Genomic DNA, 18,306 nt, shown 5'->3' with positions numbered 1-18,306 from the left:
TCACGTAACGCGCTGAAATTATTGATTTCAGGCAACGTTACGTGGTTCAGGTTTTTCGCGTGATGCTTTAGGCTAGTGCCGCGCCAAAACTCTGGCGATAGACGTCGGATAGTTCGGCCAAGGGTGCGCTGGAGGCACCAAACCGCACCGCCTGGCCGGTGAATTTCCCGACCGATGTCAGGGTCAGACCCGCCTGACTTGCCGCGATCATCAGTGCTTCGGCTTGATCAAAGTTGCAGGCGATCAGGTATCTGCCCTGATCTTCGCCGAAAAGCGTTGCGGTATCACTGGCGTCAAGGCAGACACCCACCCCGGCATTTTCCGCCATTTCAAACGCGGCCAACGCCAACCCGCCGTCGGATAAATCCGTGCAGGCCTTGATGTAGGCGCGGTTTGCCCGGATGAAATCGCCGTGCGCCTTTTCCTGATCAAGGTCCACCGGCGGGGCGTCGCCCTCCGCACGGTTGTAGACCTCGGACAGGATCGCGGACTGACCAAGGTGGCCGTGCGTCTCGCCCAATACCAGGGCCACGTGTCCGTCGCGCACATCGCAACCGATCACGTCATCGAGGTGCGCGATCAGGCCAACGGCTCCAATCGTCGGTGTGGGCAGGATCGCGGTGCCATCGGTTTCATTATATAAGGACACATTGCCCGACACGATGGGCATATCCAGTGCCGCGACCGCTGCGGAGATGCCTTTGATCGCGCCGACGAACTGGCCCATGATCTCGGGCTTTTCGGGGTTGCCGAAATTCATGTTGTCGGTCGTCGCAAGGGGGGTGGCCCCGACCGCAGAGAGGTTGCGGTAGGCTTCTGCCACAGCCTGTTTGCCGCCCTCAACCGGGTTGGCCTGCACATAACGCGGCGTCACATCCGAGGTAAAGGCGAGCGCCTTGTCGGTGCCATGCACGCGCACAATGCCCGCGCCAATGCCGGGAATGCGCACCGTATCGGCCATGACCATCGTGTCATATTGGGTAAACACCCAGTCCTTGGAGGCGTAATTGGGGCTGCTGATCAAGGCGCGCAGACCGTCAATCGGGTCCACATCCGGTACATCACCAAGCGGATCTGCAGCGGGCGTCGCAACCCACGGCCGGTCATATTCCGGCGCAGTGCCTGCCAGCGTCTTGAGCGGCAGGTCCGCCTTGACCTCGCCGTTGTGGACGATGAGAAACCGATCCTCGGCAATGGTTTCACCGACGATGGCGAAATCAAGATCCCATTTGTCGAAGACTGCTTTGGCTTCCTGTTCCAACTCGGGGCGCAGCACCATCAGCATGCGTTCCTGACTTTCCGACAGCATCATTTCATAGGCGGTCATCGCCTCTTCGCGCACCGGTACTTTTTCCAGATCGAGTCGAACGCCCAGATTGCCCTTGTCGCCCATCTCAACCGCGGAACAGGTCAGCCCGGCGGCCCCCATATCCTGAATTGAGATAACGGCCCCGGTCTGCATCAATTCCAGCGTAGCTTCCATCAGGCGCTTTTCCGTGAACGGGTCACCGACCTGCACCGTGGGCCGCTTTTCCTCGATGGTGTCGTCGAATTCGGCGGAGGCCATGGTGGCACCACCGACCCCGTCGCGCCCCGTCTTGGCCCCCAGATAGACCACGGGCATGCCAACGCCTGATGCGGCGGAATAGAAAATCTTGTCCGCGTCGGCCAAACCGGCGGCAAAGGCATTCACAAGGCAGTTGCCGTTATAGGCCGGATCAAACCGCACCTCGCCCCCGACTGTCGGAACGCCAAAGCAATTGCCATATCCGCCCACGCCCGCAACCACGCCGTTGACCAGTTGCCGTGTCTTGGGGTGGCTGATTTCGCCGAAACTGAGAGAGTTCATCGCCGCGATCGGACGCGCACCCATGGTAAAGACATCGCGCAGAATGCCGCCGACACCGGTGGCGGCACCCTGATAGGGCTCGATATAGCTGGGGTGGTTGTGGCTCTCCATCTTGAAGACGACCGCCTGGCCATCGCCGATGTCCACAACGCCTGCGTTCTCTCCCGGTCCGCAAATCACCTGAGGTCCAGTCGTGGGCAATGTGCGCAGCCATTTTTTCGACGACTTGTAGGAACAGTGTTCGTTCCACATGGCTGAGAAAATGCCGAGTTCGGTAAAGGTCGGGGTGCGCCCGACGATATTGAGAATGCGGTCGTATTCATCCGGACTAAGCCCGTGGCTCGCGATCAGGTCTGGTGTGATGGCAGGCTCTTGCATAGGCCTTATTGTCCCCCGGCTGGCAAAACTTGGCGCTCTCTTACAGGTCTGCGCGCGCGGGGGAAAGGGGCGATCCTGTGGTGCGGATGCCCGCGCCGCACATAAATGCGCGAAAAAAAAGGCCGAGCGCGAAGCTCGGCCAAGTCCAACAGGGAGGTGTGAAGGGTGCGGGTATACCGCGCCCTGTCACAAACGTGAATTAATGGGCAACCTGCCTTCAATCAAGGCAGTTTGCCTACAAATGAAGACATGTCCGCTATGCATTTCGTGCATGTCTCGCGCCGTCAGCTATCGGAATTTGCCCGTAACCGTTTGCGATAGCTGATGATTTCATCCTGAACGAAGTCCTTGAAGGCCGAAACGCGTTGCGACTGGCGCAGTTCTTCGGGGTAGGCCAGGAACACAGGTACATCCGCTGAGGTGAGATCCGGCAGCACCTGCACCAGATCGGGGAAGTCCTCAGTGACGTAATCGGGCAAGACCCCGATGCCCAGATTCTGCAAGACGCCCTGCAAGACGCCATAGTAATTGTTTACCGTCAGCATCGAGCGGATGTTTTGTGTCATCAGGTGCTGCACCAGGCTGCGGCCTGCGCCAACCTGATCACTATCGGTGTTCTGGCAGATCAGGCGATGGTCCTTGATCTCTTCGAGGGTCCTCGGCGCGGCGTGGTCCGCCAGATAATCAGGCGTGGCGTAAAGGCACATGCGCACCATCATCAGTTTCTTGCGGATCAGATCGGCCTGGCTGGGCTCCTTCATGCGGATTGCCACATCGGCCTCGCGCATCGGCAGATCCAGAACGCGCTCTTCGAGCATCAAATCCACCTTGAGGTCGGGGTATCGTTCATAAAGCTTTGGCAGGCGCGGCGACAGCCACAAGGTGCCAAACCCGGTTGTTGTCGTCACGCGCAACTCGCCGAAAACTTCTTCTTCGCTGTCGCGAATGCGGGCAAAGGCCGTATCAAGACGCCGGGTCATGGCGGCGGTTGCATCGAACAACAATTCGCCCTGTTCGGTCAGAATCAACCCGCGCGCATGGCGGTGAAACAGGGTCGCGTTCAGCGATTCCTCAAGCCCGCGAATCTGACGGCTGACAGCGGATTGGGACAGGTTCAACTTGTCACCCGCATGCGTAAGCGATCCCGCATCCGCAACGGCATGAAATATTCTCAACTTGTCCCAGTCCATATCCACCCTCTCCGTCCGCATCAGTGTGGTAGCGCTATCTCGATACGAAAGACAGGGGCGCGGAGCGGGAAAGCGTGAATTCGCACAAATTTTCCTAGGCGTGTCAGCATGTGTGACCTATTATTGACCTGACGGGGCGATCTTACTCGCCCGATGAGGAGGTATCAGATGAGCTCCGAGAAAATATCGCTCAACGACCGCTATGATCTGGAAAAATCACCCATTCTGCTGAATGGCACGCAGGCGCTTGTGCGTTTGATGCTGATGCAGAGCGCGCGCGACAGGGCGCAGGGGCTCAACACCGCAGGGCTTGTGACGGGGTATCGCGGCTCGCCCTTGGGGGCTGTGGACATGCAGATGCAGCGCGCGGCGCAAGCCCTTGATGCGCACAACATCACCTTTCAGCCCGGCCTGAACGAAGACCTCGCCGCGACCGCCCTTTGGGGCAGCCAACAGGCGGAATTGCGCGGTGAGGGCAGGTATGATGGCGTTTTCGGGCTGTGGTACGGCAAGGGTCCGGGGGTAGATCGTTCGGGCGATGTGATGCGTCACGCGAATATGGCCGGGACGTCGAAATTCGGCGGTGTGCTGATGGCCATGGGGGATGATCATACCGGCGAAAGCTCGACCGTGCTGCACCAGTCAGAGATGGCGCTGGTCGATGCCTATATGCCGATTGTCAGCCCGGCGGGGGTGCAGGAAATTCTGGACTACGGGCTTTATGGCTTTGCGCTCAGCCGGTTTGCCGGCCTTTGGGTCGGTGTGAAAACCATGAAAGACACGGTCGAGGTCACCAGCGTCGTTGACGCGGAGATGGCGCGGTATGATTTCGTCACCCCTGCGTTTGAGATGCCGGATGGCGGCTTGAACATCCGCCTTGTGGACGAACGCATCGAACAGGAGGCCCGCCTGATCGACTACAAGCGTTTTGCTGCCGAAGCTTTCGCGCATGCCAACAAGATGGACAAACGGGTTTGGGGCAAGCCGGGGGCGAGAATCGGCTTCGCGGCCGCGGGCAAGAACTGGCTGGACCTTGAGCACGCGCTGAGCCTGCTGAACATCGACGCCGCGGAAGCCGAGAGAATCGGGGTGACGACCTATAAGGTCGCTCAAACGTGGCCTTTGGACATCAAGGGGTTCGAGGCTTGGGCAGACGGGCTTGATCTGATTGTCGTTGTTGAAGAAAAACGCAAACTGATCGAGGTGCAGATCAAGGAAGCGCTGTTTGACGACCGCGCGGGGCGGCGGGTGGTCGGGGGAACCCGCGATGGCGCACCGTTCTTTTCGGCCAAATGGGCGCTTGATCCCGTTGAGATCGCGCTGAAACTGGGTGGCTTGCTGCTGGATGAGGGGCGCAACACCGATGGGATCGTGGCGGGACTGGCCCTGTTGGAGGATGCGCAGCGGGCGGATAATGCCGAAGATATCGCGGCGCGTTTGCCCTATTTCTGTTCCGGATGCCCGCATAATTCATCCACCAAAGTGCCCGAGGGGTCACGCGCCTATGCCGGGATCGGCTGCCATTTCATGGCGCAGTGGATGGACCGTGAAACGCTGGGTTTTACGCATATGGGCGGCGAGGGGGCCAATTGGATCGGTGAGGCGCCGTTTTCCACCCGCACCCATGTCTTTCAGAACATCGGGGATGGGACCTACAACCACTCCGGCATTCAGGCGATCCGTGCCGCCGTCAGTGCCGGTACGAATATCACCTACAAGATCCTCTATAATGATGCTGTCGCGATGACGGGGGGGCAGGGCAATGATGGGGGTCTGACCGCCTCCCGGATCGTGCAAGAGGTGCGCGCGATGGGCGTTGAGGCGCTTGCGGTGGTCTATGATGACAAGGAAGACGTTGATTTCAAGGCGTTTAACGGCGTCGAATTGCATGAGCGCGCAGATTTGCAAACTGTACAGGAAAAGTTTGCAAAGATTTCCGGCGTGTCGGTCATCGTCTATATTCAGACCTGCGCGGCGGAAAAACGGCGACGCCGTAAACGCGGGCTGTTTCCGGACCCTGACAAGCGCCTGTTCATCAACACGGATGTGTGCGAGGGCTGTGGCGATTGCGGGATCCAATCGAATTGCGTCTCGATCGTCCCCAAGGAAACCGAACTGGGGCGCAAGCGCGCCATTGATCAATCCTCCTGCAACAAGGATTTCAGCTGCATCAAGGGGTTTTGCCCTTCCTTTGTGACCCTTGAAGGGGCGCGCATCCGCAAGGAACCGACAGCACAGTTCGAACTGCCGGATCTGCCGCCACCGGACCTGCCGCAGATTGAAAACACCTGGAATATCGTGATCACCGGGGTTGGTGGCACCGGGGTCGTCACGATCGGTGCGATCCTCGCACAGGCGGCATTCATCGACGGCAAAGGGGCCGGTGTCATGGAAATGGCAGGCCTCGCCCAAAAGGGCGGCGCGGTTCATATCCACTGCCGACTTGCAAGGAAGCCAAGTGACATCAAAGCGATCCGTGTCTCCACCGGTGAAGCGCATGCACTGATCGGCGGCGATCTGATGGTGTCGGCGGGTGCAAAAACCCTCGGGCTGACCGCTGCTGGTAAAACCGGGGCCGTGGTGAACAGCCATGAGATCATCACAGGTGATTTTACCCGCGATACCGAATTCCGACTGCCCAGTGAGCGGTTGACGTTGGCCCTTGAAGCACGCCTGCAGTCGCGGCTCGACCTCTTTGATGCATCGGAACTCGCGCGCGTCGTGTTGGGAGATTCGATCTTTTCGAACATGATGCTGCTGGGGGCTGCCTGGCAAAAAGGGCATGTCCCGCTGAGCGCGGCGGCGTTGCGACAGGCGATTGAACTGAATGGTGCCGCGGTCGACAAAAACCTGCGTGCGTTTGATATAGGGCGGTGGGCCGTTTTGCACGATGCTCAGGCGCGCGCCCTGACAACCTCCAACGTTGTGACTTTGCCCAAGACACAGGCGGAGAAAATCGCGGTCCGGGCCGCACACCTCAAGGCCTATCAAAGCGGGCGTCTGGCGCGGCGCTATCAAAAACTGCTCGACAGGATTGATGACGACAAGGTCAAGGATGCTACCTTACGAGGGTATCATAAGGTATTGTCTTACAAGGATGAATACGAAGTTGCACGGTTGTTGATCTCCAGCCGCGAAAAAGCAATGGCGGAGTTTGAAGGAGATTTCAAACTCAGCTTTAATCTTGCTCCGCCCATGCTGTCGCGGAACGGGCCGGACGGGCGGCCGCAAAAACGGGAGTTCGGGCCATGGCTCGAACGGCCACTGCGGCTGCTGGCGCGTCTGAAGTTTCTGCGCGCAACGCCGTTTGATCCTTTCGGCTATACTGCCGAACGTCGGATGGAGCGCGCCTTGATCAGACAATATGAGGCAGATATGGCCGAAGTGCTGCCCCTTGTTACAGATGCGACGCGCGATGCGGTTGCGGCGCTGGCGGAATTGCCCACGCAGATCAAAGGGTTCGGTCCGGTAAAGGCGGCAAATGAAGCAAAAGCCGCCAAACGGCGCGAAGAGCTTTTGTCGGTGATCCGGGCGGGCGGACCCGTTGTCGCCAATGCGGCCGAATGAGCGTTAACCCATTGTCATGAAAACGGGTCAACACTAGGGTTCGATATATGCCCGGTCACGTTGGAGATTTAAATGGGAGCGTTGGGACGCAACATAACGCGCGACATCAGCTACGCGCACAGCGCAGAAACCAAAAGTGGCCGTGCGCTGATCCGATTGATGGAAAACTCCACCGGGCGTCTTGGCCTTATCAAACGGGCGCGCGGATACGAAAGTGAAGTCGCGGCGGGCAAGGATTTCTTTGGCGTCATGGCCGCGCGGTACGGCCTCACACTGGATCTGAGCGCGGGCAGCCTGGATGACATTCCGCGCGATGGGCCGCTCGTCGTCATCGCCAACCATCCTTACGGCATTCTTGACGGGCTGATGATGGGGCACATCCTAGAACAGACGCGGGGTGATTTCCGAATTCTGGCGAATTCCCTGTTTCGAAAGGCAGAAGATATCAACCGCATTGTGTTGCCGATCAGTTTTGATGACACCAAAGAAGCCCGCATGCTGAACATCGCAACCCGCAAGCAATCGTTGCACTATCTTTCGCAAGGCGGGGCGATTGGCGTCTTTCCGGGCGGCACGGTCAGCACGGCCGCGCGGCCGTTTTCGAAACCCATGGACCCCGGCTGGCGCGGGTTTACGGCCCGAATGATCGCTAAATCCGGTGCCTCGGTGCTGCCGATTTACTTTGATGGACACACCAGTCGCTTGTTCCAGATCGCCAGCCACATGCACGTAACGCTGCGCATGGGGCTGTTGATCAATGAGTTTGGAAAACGTGTGGACACGCCTGTGCGGATGTCGATTGGCAAGCCGATTGGCCCCGAAACCCTCGCCCCTTTGGCAAAAGACAGCAAAGCGATGATGGATTTCCTGCGAAAAGCAACGTATGAGCTGTCACCGGACCCTGCAAAGAGCTTTGATCTGGGGTATGAATTCGAAGATCGGCACCGCGTTGGATAAGGTGCCCAAAAAGGCGCAACGCAGATGTCGGTTGGAATTTTTGATAGCGGGCTTGGTGGTTTAACAGTCCTTGATGCGGTTCAGACGCGGCTGCCGGATATGCCCTTTGCCTATCTGGCCGATAGCGCGCATGCACCCTACGGCGTGCGCACGGCGGATGATATTTACGATCTGACCTGTCAGTCGGTGGCGCGTTTGTTCGATGCGGGGTGCAATCTGGTGATTCTGGCCTGCAATACGGCCTCGGCTGCCGCATTGCGCAGGATGCAGGAATCCTGGGTGCCGGAGGACAAGCGTGTCCTCGGTGTCTTTGTGCCTTTGATTGAAGCCATGACAGAAAGGCAGTGGGGGGATAATTCGCCGCCCCGCGAGGTCGGTGTCAAACATGTCGCGCTGTTTGCAACGCCGGCAACTGTGGCCAGCCGGGCGTTTCAGCGCGAGCTCGCCTTTCGCGCCATTGGTGTGGACGTCGAAGCGCAGGCCTGCGGTGGCGTTGTGGATGCGATCGAAGACGGCGACATGATGCTGGCCGAGGCGCTGGTGCGCAGCCATGTCGAGGCGCTGCAAAGAAAAATGCCCACACCTGACGCCGCTATTCTGGGCTGCACGCATTACCCTTTGATGCAGGACATATTTCAAAAGGCGTTGGGGGAAAATGTGCGCGTCTTCAGCCAGGCCAATCTGGTGGCAGACAGTCTGGCCGATTATCTTGAGCGGCATCCGGGGATGCGTGGGACGGGCAGCCCGGTGTTCCTGACCACCGGCGATCCGGCACGCGTCAGTGACCGGGCGACGCAGTTCCTGCGACGACGTATCGAGTTCTCGGCCGCCTGACCTGACACTGCATATTTACGGACAATACAGATGACTTATTCAATCGCTATTCTCGGGGCCTCTGGGTATACCGGGGCCGAACTGATCCGCTTGATTGCCGGGCACTCTGCGCTGAAAATCACCGCGCTCGGTGCTTTTTCCAAAGCCGGGCAATCGGTCGCGCAGGTGTTCCCGCACTTGCGCCATCTTGACCTGCCAGCGCTTTTGCAAATTGATCAGATTGACTTTGCAAATATTGATCTGTGTTTTTGCGCCTTGCCGCACAAAACCAGTCAGGAGGTGATCGCCGCCCTCCCGTCCGATCTGAAGGTCGTCGATCTCAGCGCGGATTTTCGGCTGCGTGATCCGGATGCCTATGAGAAATGGTATGGCAACAAACACGCAGCGCTCAAACAGCAGGCGGAGGCGGTCTATGGTCTGACGGAATTTTACCGTGACGACATAAAAACCGCGCGGTTGGTTGCGGGCACAGGCTGTAACGCAGCCACCGGCCAATACATGCTGCGTCCGTTGATCACTGCCGGTGTCATCGACTTGGATGATATCATTCTGGATTTGAAATGTGCGGTGTCGGGGGCGGGGCGCAGCCTCAAGGAAAACCTGCTGCACGCGGAGTTGTCGGAAGGCTACCATGCCTATGCGACCGGCAGCACGCACCGGCATCTTGGCGAGTTTGATCAGGAGTTTTCAAAACTGGCCGGGCGGCCAGTGCAAATCCAGTTCACGCCCCATCTCATTCCGGCCAACAGGGGTATTCTGGGCACGGGATATCTGCGCGGCGAGGCCGCACAGATCCACGACACATTGTCGCAAGCCTATGCGAATGAGCCATTTATCGACGTATTGCCCTTTGGCGAAACGCCAAGTACGCGGCACGTAAGGGGTTCAAATTTCTGCCATATTGGTGTTGTGGCAGATCGCCAGCCCGGACGTGCCCTCGTCGTGGCAGCACTTGACAACCTGACCAAGGGCTCAAGCGGGCAAGCGTTGCAAAACGCGAACCTGATGTTAAATATAAAGGAGACCGAGGGGCTGATGATGCCCCCGCTGTTTCCGTGAGGCGGACATGAAAAACCTGAAGAAGCAAAGACGCATTCAAGTCATAGCGCTGGCAACGGTTGCGCTTGTTCTGTCGACGGCGCTGATCGGGTATGCGATGCGTGACGGTATCAACTTTTTTCGCGCGCCGACGCAAATTCTGGCCGAACCGCCTGCGCCCACCGAAGTGTTCCGGATCGGCGGCCTGGTCGAAGAGGGGTCCATCGTGCGCGGTCAGGGCGAGACCATCCGCTTCAGCGTGACAGATGGCAACGGTGTGGTCCCGGTGACTTACACCGGTGTTCTGCCTGATCTCTTTGAAGAGAATCAAGGGATGGTCGGGACCGGAAGTTACATTAACGGCGTCTTCGAAGCATCTGAGATACTTGCGAAACATGACGAGACCTACATGCCTGCGGAAGTGGTCGATATGCTGAAGGAGCAAGGCGTCTACAAGGGCACCGAGGGCTGACTGCGTACGCTGTGGTTAAGCGATTTTAACCAATAAACCCAACCTTTGCCCGGAGAAATCTGGGGCAAAGGTAGTTACATGCAGACAGTTCGTGAGATCGCAAGAGACATCGTGCGGCGAGAGGGCGGGTTCGTTGATGATTCCCGACGATCCCGGCGGTGCAACAAACTTTGGCGTCACAATACATACGATGCGCAGGCTTGGCCTTGACCTTGATCGGGACGGGTCGGTCACCGTGGCGGACGTGCGCGCGCTTACCGCCGACCAGGCGATTGAGATATTTGAAAAACACTATTTTCAAAAGCCGTTGATCGCCATGTTGCCGCAACCGTTGCATGCGACCGTTTTCGACATGTATGTAAATGCCGGGTCAAATGCGATCAAGATCCTGCAACGCTTGTTGCGCGATATGGGGCATGATCTGGTCGTCGATGGCGCGCTGGGACCCAAGAGCATCGGTGCCACGCAGGCCGCGTTTTCGCATGCGCCTGAACATCTGGTGGATGCCTACGGCATTGCGCGCCGGAACTACTATTTTCGAATTGGCGACCGTCGGGCGGCAAGCCGGAAGTTCGCAAGAACCCGCGCCGGTGGCAAAGGGGGGTGGATCAAGCGCGCGGAAGAATTCATCTCGGCGCGCTATCACCTCACAGATGAGCAGTTTCAAGAAAGGGTTGCGTCATGGGCTTGATCGGAGGGTTGTTGAACATTGTTTTTGGCAATGATCGTAACGTTGTAAAGGAAACCGTTGAAGTTTTCAGAGCCAACGCGGAGGAGGGTGCTGCGCGCGCGCAGGAGTTGCGCCTTCAGGCCCTGAACCAGCATGGGCGCGAGTTCGAAAGCGCTAATGACTCTGCATTCAACCGTCTGATGGATGGGGTGAACCGTATTCCGCGCCCTGCGCTGGCACTTGGAACGCTTGGGTTGTTCCTGGCGGCCATGGTTGATCCGATCTGGTTTGCAGCGCGCATGCAGGGAATCGCATTGGTGCCGGAACCCTTGTGGTGGTTGCTTGGGGTGGTCGTGTCCTTTTACTTTGGTGCGCGTCATCAGGTCAAAAGCCAGCAATTCCAGCAATCCATCGCCAAAAGCGTGGCCCTCGCCCCAAAAGTCGTCGAAAACATCGGCATGTTGCAAAGCCTGCGCGCCACGACACCCGGCTCGGCTGATACGGCTGGGGATGTGCGACTGAAAACCCTGGCGCTGCAGCCCGATGGCAATGCCGCGCTTGAGGAGTGGCAAAGTGCTGTGAAGACCCCCGCGACAAAGTGATCACCTGAAGGCTCCGATTATCATTGGATGAAAGCCCTGCCCGGATTATAGTCCGGGTATGATTACAGAACTCGGACACTTCGCCCTCATCCTCGCCTTCATGGTGGCCATCGTGCAAACGGTCGTCCCGCTGATTGGTGCCCACAAACGATGGCCATCCTGGATGGCCGTCGCAGAACCTGCCGCAAACGCACAGTTCTTGCTGACCGCGTTCTCCTTTGGCGCGTTGATGTGGGCGTTTATTGTTTCTGATTTCAGCCTGCAACTGGTCACGCTGAACAGCCATTCGGCGAAGCCGATGCTCTACAAGATCAGCGGCACATGGGGCAACCACGAAGGGTCCATGTTGCTTTGGGTGCTGATTGTGGCGCTGTTCGGGGCCATGGCAGCGTGGTTTGGCGGGAACCTGCCGCCGACATTGAAAGCGCGCGTGCTGAGTGTGCAGGCGGCGATTGGTGTCGCTTTCTTTGCCTTCATTATTTTTACGTCCAACCCCTTCATCCGCCTCGCGGTGCCGCCTTTTGACGGGCAGGATCTCAATCCGCTGTTGCAGGATCCGGGTTTGGCTTTCCATCCACCTTTCCTGTATCTGGGCTACGTTGGCCTCAGCATGGCGTTTAGCTTTGCGGTTGCCGCTCTGATTGAAGGGCGTGTCGATGCAGCATGGGGCCGCTGGGTGCGGCCCTGGACGCTGGCGGCCTGGGTCTTCCTGACAATTGGTATCGCGCTTGGCTCCTGGTGGGCCTATTACGAATTGGGTTGGGGTGGTTTCTGGTTCTGGGACCCGGTTGAAAACGCGTCCTTCATGCCGTGGTTGCTGGCTGCTGCTCTGCTGCATTCGGCCATCGTGGTGGAAAAGCGCGAAAGCCTGAAAAGCTGGACCATCCTGCTGGCCATTCTCGCCTTTGGCTTTTCGCTGATCGGCACATTCATCGTCCGTTCGGGGCTGTTGACGTCGGTCCATGCTTTCGCAAATGACCCCGAGCGCGGTGTGTTCATCCTGATGATCATGGGCTTTTTTATGGGCGGTGCGCTGATCCTCTTTGCCTTCCGGGCAGGCGCGATGGAGGCGCGGGGCGTCTTTGGTGTCGTCAGCCGTGAGAGCGCGCTGGTTGCGAACAATCTGTTGCTTGCTGTGTCGTGCTTCGTTGTCTTCGTGGGCACCATGTGGCCGCTCGTGGCCGAGATGTTCTTTGACCGCAAGCTCAGCGTGGGGCCGCCCTTCTTCAACATGGCCTTTTCACCCTTCATGCTTGTCCTTGGCATTCTGCTGCCCATCGGGTCGGCCATGCCGTGGAAACGGGCGCATATCGCGCGCGCGCTCAGGCCGCTGCGCTATGTGTTCGTCCTTGCTCTGGCCATTGGGGGTCTGGCCTATGCGATGCAATCGGGCCGCAGTCTGCTTGGACCGATTGGCCTGTTTCTTGCGGCGTGGATCGTGATGGGTACGATCATCGACTTCATCCAACGCGCGGGCCGCGGTCCGGATCGCTGGGCGCGTATTTTGCGCCTGCCGCGGGCGGACTGGGGCAAGATGGTCGCACATGCCGGTGTTGGCGTCACGATGATGGGCGTCTGTGGAATCATGGCGTGGCAATATGAAGACATCCGGGTCGCACAGTTCGGCGAGCCGTATGAGGTCGGCCGCTATACCATCACGCTGGATAAGGTCAGCAACTACGAAGGTCCGAATTTCCTGTCCACGACCGGCTATATCACGCTGGCGCAGGATGGTCGCGAGATTGCGCAACTGAAACCGGAAAAGCGTATCTATCCGGTGGCTCAGATGCCGACGACCGAAGCTGCGATTGACTATGATCTGTTCCGCGATGTGTATGTCGTCATCGGGGACGAGCAGGCTAACGGGGGCTGGGCGGTCCGGACCTATATCAAGCCGCTCACCAACTGGATCTGGATTGGCAGTGGCCTGATGTCACTGGGCGGTTTGCTCAGCCTGTCTGACCGTCGCTTCCGCGTTGCCGCTGGCGCGCGCAGAAAAGACAAATCCGCCGCACCGGTGCCTGCGGAATGATCCGGGTTTTGCTGATCATCCTGCTGCTTTTGCCCAGCTCGTTGCTTGCTGTACAGCCGGACGAGATACTGGCCGATCCGGTGATGGAGGAGCGCGCGCGCGAGATTTCCAAAGGGCTGCGGTGTCCGGTTTGTCAAAACGAGAGCATCGACGAAAGCCACGCGAATATCGCGCGTGACCTGCGGCTATTGGTGCGCGACAGGCTGGTCGAAGGGGACAGCGACGAGGAAGTCGTGGATTTCATCGTTGCGCGCTACGGTGAATTCGTGCTGCTGAAACCGACCATTGGCGGCTCGAACTGGATGCTCTGGGCGGCGGGGCCCTTCATGCTGCTGCTCGCGCTCACGGTTGGCTTTTTCTACCTGCGGGGCCGGGATACGGCGCGCGCGCCGCAAGAGGACGCACTGAGCAGTGATGAAGCTGCCCGCCTTAGGGAAATCCTGAAAGAATGACGTTTCGTTTCACTTCCCTATGTGGTCAAACGCGGTAAAGGTGCACCACAGGCGGAGTGAAGGAAGTCTCATGGAATATCAAACGCTGACCTATGCGCTGGATGACGGTGTGGCTGTGGTCACACTGAACCGTCCTGAAAAGATGAACGCCCTGAGCACACAGATGCGGGCCGAACTGTCTTACGCCATGACGCAGGCGGGCAGAACGGCGCGCGTTGTGGTCTTGACGGGCGCGGGGTCGGCGTTTTGCTCCGGGCAGGACCTTGGCGACGGGCCGGGGACCGCTGAGCTTGATCTAGAGCGGACCTTGCGCGATGAATACGCGCCCCTGATCCGTGCGATTGTCGAATGCCCGGTGCCCACCATTGCTGCTGTGAATGGCGCGGCAGCCGGTGCAGGTGCAAACCTCGCCCTTGCCGCCGATGTGGTGATCGCCACTCAAAGCGCGTTTTTCATGCAGGCGTTTTCACGCATTGCTCTTATTCCGGACGCCGGGGGCACCTATACGTTGCCCCGTACCATGGGCACGGCAAAGGCGATGGGCGCGGCCCTGTTTGCCGACCGGATCACAGCGCAGCAGGCGGATGATTGGGGCATGATCTGGGAAGCGGTGGCCGATGATACCTTTGATGCCCATTGGAGAGCGCGCGCGGCGCATCTGGCGCAAGGCCCGACCGCGACCTATGCTGCGCTCAAGTCAGTTTTGCGCGCAAGCTGGGACAATGGTTTTGAGGACCAGTTGTCACTGGAGGCGCGCCAGCAGGGCGTTTGTGGCAAATCCCGTGACTTCAAGGAAGGCGTTCTGGCCTTCACTGAAAAGCGCGCCGCGCGCTTTGAGGGGCGCTGAGCCACTTACCCGGATGCTGTGTAGCGCGCGATCAGAACCACATCTTCCTTGTGCAGGTCAGGCTCCTTCGCCCCTGCCACGATCGCCACAGCGATGCCATCTGCCAAAACGGTTTGTACCAGCCCGGCACTGCGCGAAATGGTGATTTCGGGCGGTGGGCTGGCGTGATCGTAGTAGACGGCAATCCGGCTGTGCGCTGCGCCCTGCGCCGCCGCGATCACGGCACCTTCAGGCCCGGGCGGGGGCGTCAGATTAAAGGGGAGGTGGCGCATGCGCTGTTCGGCTGATCTGTAATTGTGGTCGCGGTATTTTTGTATTCCCACCACGTATCCTTCGCGATTTTTACTGCTGTCCTCGTGGCGCGGACACGCCACATATCATGACGATAAAGGTGTCAAAGCGGCGGCGTCAAATTTGCGCCGAGATTGTGAAAGGTGCCGAAACAATTCCACAAAAGTGCCATATTCGACCGATGACGCCGTGAACAATCTCGCAAATTTAAGCGAAATTTTAGCGGTCGGGGCAGGCGTCGATTCGGGTGTAGAACAATGGAAAACGGGCCGGAACGCAAAACGCCCCAGCCCGTCTCATGCTTCCAATATCGCTGGCGTCAGCGGGTTTCGATGTCCGAGTAATCGCGGTTCACTTCGCCAAGGTAAAGCTGCCGTGGCCGCCCAATCTTGTGCTGAGGGTCGCTAAGCTGCTCTTTCCACTGAGAAATCCACCCTACTGTCCGCGCCACGGCAAAGATCGGCGTGAACATGGACGTCGGAAAGCCCATCGCTTCCAAAATGATGCCCGAATAGAAATCAACATTCGGGAAGAGCTTCTTGTCCGCAAAATATGGGTCAGCCAGTGCCGCCGCTTCGAGCTCTTTTGCGACCTGCAGGATCGGATTGTTATCCACCCCGAGGAGTTCGAGGACCTCATCCGCGCTTTGCTTCATCACCGTGGCGCGCGGGTCGTGGTTTTTATAGACCCGGTGGCCAAAACCCATCAGGCGATAGGGATCATTCTTGTCCTTGGCGCGCGCGATGAATTCCGGGATGCGGTCGGGCGTGCCAATCTCTTTCAGCATCTCCAGACAGGCTTGGTTGGCACCGCCATGGGCAGGCCCCCAAAGGCAGGCAATCCCGGCGGCGATACAGGCAAAGGGGTTGGCGCCGGAGGAAGAGGCCAGCCGCACGGTCGAGGTCGAAGCGTTCTGCTCATGATCCGCATGCAGCGTAAAGATGCGGTCCATCGCACGGCTCAGAATCGGGTTCACTTCGTAGTCTTCCGCAGGCACGGCAAAACACATGCGCAGGAAGTTCGATGCATAATCCAGATCGTTGCGCGGATAGATGAAGGGTTGCCCGATGGAATATTTATAGGCCCATGCGGCGATTGTCGGCATTTTGGCGATCAGGCGGTGACTGGCGATCTCGCGCTGGTCCGCGTCCGAAATATCGGTGCTGTCATGATAGAAAGCGGACATCGCGCCGACCACGCCGACCATGATGGCCATTGGATGCGCGTCGCGCCGGAACCCGCGAAAGAAGTTCTGCATCTGCTCATGCAGCATCGTGTGATGCGTGATCAGCCCTTCGAATTTCTCCAGTTCCGCGGCAGACGGCAGTTCGCCGTACAGAAGCAAATAGCAGACTTCGAGATAGTGCGATTTGCCCGCCAGCTGATCAATCGGATAGCCCCGGTGCAACAATTCGCCCTTGCCGCCGTCAATGAAGGTGATCGTGCTGTCGCAACTTGCGGTCGAAGTGAACCCCGGATCATATGTGAACACGCCCGCCCGTGCGTAAAGCTTGCCAATGTCGATCACATCGGGCCCCGCGGTCGGGCTGTAGATGGGCAGTTCGATTTCCTTGCCGTCGATGATCAGTGTTGCTGATTTTGTGCTCTCGGCCATAGGTGGTCCTTCCATTCATCATTGCAGGTCGCAGGTCGCGCCCCGGTGCCTGAAGCATTTGGATCAGGCCATTCTATCCACCGCTGAAACCGCACCTGTGGTGCAGTCAAACAGCAGCATCGTTGAGCCGTGCGCAGGTCTCTTCCGGACCCAAAACCAGCATCATATCAAATACAGAAGGCGTGACAGATCTCCCGGCCAGGGCAGCGCGCAAAGGGCCGGCCAGCTTACCAAACTTGGTGTCCTTGCTGTGGGCAAACGCGTTCAATATCGCCTCTAGATTTTCTCGCTCCCAGCTAGCATTTTGCAACTGCGGCGTCAATTCCTTCAGTATACCACGGGATACATTATCCAGCGACTTCGCCGCTTTCGCATCCGGCGTGACTGGCCGCTGTGTCAGCGCAAAGTGAGCCTTGTCAATGAGTTCCGGGAAGGTCTTCGCGCGTTCTTTGATGCAGTACATGGCTTTTCCAAGCATGTGTGATTGTGACGCGGTCAGCGCCGGCTGGCCTGAAACAGCGCGGAATGCCTCCGCTTCCTGCCGCAATGCAGCATCTTGCGAGGCCGCGATATGCTGCCCGCAGAGGTTCTCGAGCTTCTTGGTGTCAAATCGTGCGGGGCTTTTTCCGATTCCATCCAGATCAAACCATTCTCTGGCCTGCGCATCGGTGAAAAACTCATCATCCCCATGACTCCACCCAAGGCGCGCCAGATAATTGCGCATGCCCGCCGCAGGGTATCCCATGACCTGATACTCCTGCGCGCCAAGAGCGCCGTGCCGTTTGGAGAGTTTCTTGCCATCCGGGCCGTGGATCAGCGGGATATGCGCCCAGACCGGCACATCCCAGCCGAGGGCGTTGTAAATCATCATCTGGCGTGCGGCATTGTTAAGGTGATCATCGCCCCGGATCACATGCGTCACGCCCATGTCGTGATCATCGACGACAACGGCCAGCATGTAGACGGGCGTGCCATCGGAGCGCAACAGCACCATGTCGTCCAGCTGGTCGTTGCGGATCGTAACATCCCCCTGCACCTGATCACGGATGATGGTTTCACCCTCCTGCGGTGCCTTTATGCGGATCACGAAGGGGGCATCGGGATGCGCTTCCTGTGCCGCATCCCGCCAGGGCGAGCGATACAGCGTACTACGCCCGTCTGCGCGGGCCGCCTCGCGAAAGGCGCTGATCTCTTCTTGCGTGGCAAAGCACTTATAGGCCTTGCCCGCTGCCAGCAGCTCCATGGCCACGGCGGCATGACGCGCGGCGTTGTCGAACTGGCTGACGATATCGCCGTCGTGATCCAGCCCGAGCCATGCCATCCCATCCAGAATGGCCTGTGTCGCCTCGGGCGTTGAGCGCGCGCGGTCGGTGTCCTCGATGCGCAGCAGGAATTTACCCCCTCTGCCGCGCGCATAGAGCCAGTTGAACAGAGCCGTGCGCGCCCCGCCAATGTGTAAAAACCCAGTCGGGGAGGGCGCGAAACGAGTAACAACGGGCGCAGTCATGCTTG

The 18,306-nt window shown here is 58.7% G+C and carries 14 protein-coding genes and 1 pseudogene; 10 read left to right on the top strand and 5 right to left on the bottom strand.

Annotation, left to right across the window (positions count from 1 at the left end; all coding sequences use genetic code 11):
* Positions 1 to 67 precede the first annotated feature (67 nt).
* Entirely contained in the window at positions 68 to 2,227 is a 2,160-nt protein-coding gene (purL, locus tag RD1_RS14840) for a phosphoribosylformylglycinamidine synthase subunit PurL (protein WP_011569350.1), read from the bottom strand.
* A 284-nt stretch (positions 2,228 to 2,511) separates the two neighbouring features.
* Positions 2,512 to 3,417, bottom strand: coding sequence for a LysR family transcriptional regulator (locus RD1_RS14835; RefSeq protein WP_011569349.1), 906 nt, complete (start codon positions 3,415 to 3,417; stop codon positions 2,512 to 2,514).
* A gap of 168 nt (positions 3,418 to 3,585) precedes the next feature.
* Here RD1_RS14835 and RD1_RS14830 point away from each other — a divergent pair, with 168 nt between their 5' ends.
* The 10 genes and pseudogenes from RD1_RS14830 to RD1_RS14785 all read left to right on the top strand — a co-directional run bounded on the left by RD1_RS14830 (position 3,586) and on the right by RD1_RS14785 (position 14,888).
* Positions 3,586 to 6,984 carry an indolepyruvate ferredoxin oxidoreductase family protein gene (locus tag RD1_RS14830; RefSeq protein WP_011569348.1) on the top strand — a complete coding sequence of 1,133 codons (3,399 nt, stop codon included), beginning with the start codon at positions 3,586 to 3,588 and terminating at the stop codon, positions 6,982 to 6,984.
* 72 nt (positions 6,985 to 7,056) lie between these two features.
* Positions 7,057 to 7,941 (top strand): lysophospholipid acyltransferase family protein, encoded by an 885-nt coding sequence (locus tag RD1_RS14825; RefSeq protein WP_011569347.1) that lies wholly within the window; start codon positions 7,057 to 7,059, stop codon positions 7,939 to 7,941.
* 24 nt (positions 7,942 to 7,965) lie between these two features.
* Positions 7,966 to 8,775 carry a glutamate racemase gene (locus tag RD1_RS14820; RefSeq protein WP_011569346.1) on the top strand — a complete coding sequence of 270 codons (810 nt, stop codon included), beginning with the start codon at positions 7,966 to 7,968 and terminating at the stop codon, positions 8,773 to 8,775.
* Positions 8,776 to 8,805: 30 nt separating this feature from the next.
* A complete protein-coding gene (gene argC, locus RD1_RS14815) occupies positions 8,806 to 9,834 on the top strand; it encodes an N-acetyl-gamma-glutamyl-phosphate reductase (protein WP_011569345.1) in 1,029 nt (342 codons plus the stop codon).
* Positions 9,835 to 9,841: 7 nt separating this feature from the next.
* Complete coding sequence (gene ccmE, locus RD1_RS14810) at positions 9,842 to 10,285, top strand: cytochrome c maturation protein CcmE (RefSeq protein WP_011569344.1); 444 nt, start codon at positions 9,842 to 9,844, stop codon at positions 10,283 to 10,285.
* A gap of 78 nt (positions 10,286 to 10,363) precedes the next feature.
* A pseudogene (locus RD1_RS14805) lies at positions 10,364 to 10,976 on the top strand (holin-associated N-acetylmuramidase).
* The gene (locus RD1_RS14800) at positions 10,967 to 11,557 is read left to right on the top strand and encodes a holin family protein (protein ID WP_011569342.1); all 591 of its coding nucleotides are present in this window, start codon (positions 10,967 to 10,969) and stop codon (positions 11,555 to 11,557) included. Before RD1_RS14805 ends, RD1_RS14800 begins: the two are co-directional and overlap by 10 nt.
* Positions 11,558 to 11,615: 58 nt before the next feature.
* Positions 11,616 to 13,589: a heme lyase CcmF/NrfE family subunit gene (locus tag RD1_RS14795; RefSeq protein ID WP_011569341.1), complete on the top strand. Its 1,974-nt coding sequence runs from the start codon at positions 11,616 to 11,618 to the stop codon at positions 13,587 to 13,589.
* Positions 13,586 to 14,041: a cytochrome c-type biogenesis protein gene (locus tag RD1_RS14790; RefSeq protein ID WP_011569340.1), complete on the top strand. Its 456-nt coding sequence runs from the start codon at positions 13,586 to 13,588 to the stop codon at positions 14,039 to 14,041. The genes RD1_RS14795 and RD1_RS14790 overlap by 4 nt, the downstream gene beginning before the upstream one ends.
* Before the next feature lie 70 nt (positions 14,042 to 14,111).
* Positions 14,112 to 14,888: an enoyl-CoA hydratase-related protein gene (locus RD1_RS14785; protein WP_011569339.1), complete on the top strand. Its 777-nt coding sequence runs from the start codon at positions 14,112 to 14,114 to the stop codon at positions 14,886 to 14,888.
* A 5-nt stretch (positions 14,889 to 14,893) separates the two neighbouring features.
* Here RD1_RS14785 and RD1_RS14780 read toward each other — a convergent pair whose 3' ends face one another.
* The 3 genes from RD1_RS14780 to gltX all read right to left on the bottom strand — a co-directional run bounded on the left by RD1_RS14780 (position 14,894) and on the right by gltX (position 18,301).
* A complete protein-coding gene (locus RD1_RS14780) occupies positions 14,894 to 15,211 on the bottom strand; it encodes a hypothetical protein (protein ID WP_050759141.1) in 318 nt (105 codons plus the stop codon).
* Positions 15,212 to 15,498: 287 nt separating this feature from the next.
* Complete coding sequence (gene gltA / locus RD1_RS14775; protein WP_011569337.1) at positions 15,499 to 16,794, bottom strand: citrate synthase; 1,296 nt, start codon at positions 16,792 to 16,794, stop codon at positions 15,499 to 15,501.
* A 106-nt stretch (positions 16,795 to 16,900) separates the two neighbouring features.
* A complete protein-coding gene (gene gltX / locus RD1_RS14770) occupies positions 16,901 to 18,301 on the bottom strand; it encodes a glutamate--tRNA ligase (protein ID WP_011569336.1) in 1,401 nt (466 codons plus the stop codon).
* Between the last annotated feature and the right edge of the window lie 5 nt (positions 18,302 to 18,306).

The organism is Roseobacter denitrificans OCh 114, from assembly GCF_000014045.1.
Lineage (GTDB): Bacteria > Pseudomonadota > Alphaproteobacteria > Rhodobacterales > Rhodobacteraceae > Roseobacter > Roseobacter denitrificans.
The sequence above is the reverse complement of the archived record's forward strand: the minus strand, read 5'-3'. Positions and strand labels throughout refer to the sequence as shown.

Excerpts from the sequence above, each read along its gene's own strand:
- purL (WP_011569350.1), bottom strand. The coding sequence starts at position 2,227 with ATGCAAGAGCCTGCCATCACACCAGACCTGATCGCGAGCCACGGGCTT.
- RD1_RS14835 (WP_011569349.1), bottom strand. The coding sequence starts at position 3,417 with ATGGACTGGGACAAGTTGAGAATATTTCATGCCGTTGCGGATGCGGGA.
- RD1_RS14830 (WP_011569348.1), top strand. The coding sequence starts at position 3,586 with ATGAGCTCCGAGAAAATATCGCTCAACGACCGCTATGATCTGGAAAAA.
- RD1_RS14825 (WP_011569347.1), top strand. The coding sequence starts at position 7,057 with ATGGGAGCGTTGGGACGCAACATAACGCGCGACATCAGCTACGCGCAC.
- RD1_RS14820 (WP_011569346.1), top strand. The coding sequence starts at position 7,966 with ATGTCGGTTGGAATTTTTGATAGCGGGCTTGGTGGTTTAACAGTCCTT.
- argC (WP_011569345.1), top strand. The coding sequence starts at position 8,806 with ATGACTTATTCAATCGCTATTCTCGGGGCCTCTGGGTATACCGGGGCC.
- ccmE (WP_011569344.1), top strand. The coding sequence starts at position 9,842 with ATGAAAAACCTGAAGAAGCAAAGACGCATTCAAGTCATAGCGCTGGCA.
- RD1_RS14800 (WP_011569342.1), top strand. The coding sequence starts at position 10,967 with ATGGGCTTGATCGGAGGGTTGTTGAACATTGTTTTTGGCAATGATCGT.
- RD1_RS14795 (WP_011569341.1), top strand. The coding sequence starts at position 11,616 with ATGATTACAGAACTCGGACACTTCGCCCTCATCCTCGCCTTCATGGTG.
- RD1_RS14790 (WP_011569340.1), top strand. The coding sequence starts at position 13,586 with ATGATCCGGGTTTTGCTGATCATCCTGCTGCTTTTGCCCAGCTCGTTG.
- RD1_RS14785 (WP_011569339.1), top strand. The coding sequence starts at position 14,112 with ATGGAATATCAAACGCTGACCTATGCGCTGGATGACGGTGTGGCTGTG.
- gltA (WP_011569337.1), bottom strand. The coding sequence starts at position 16,794 with ATGGCCGAGAGCACAAAATCAGCAACACTGATCATCGACGGCAAGGAA.
- gltX (WP_011569336.1), bottom strand. The coding sequence starts at position 18,301 with ATGACTGCGCCCGTTGTTACTCGTTTCGCGCCCTCCCCGACTGGGTTT.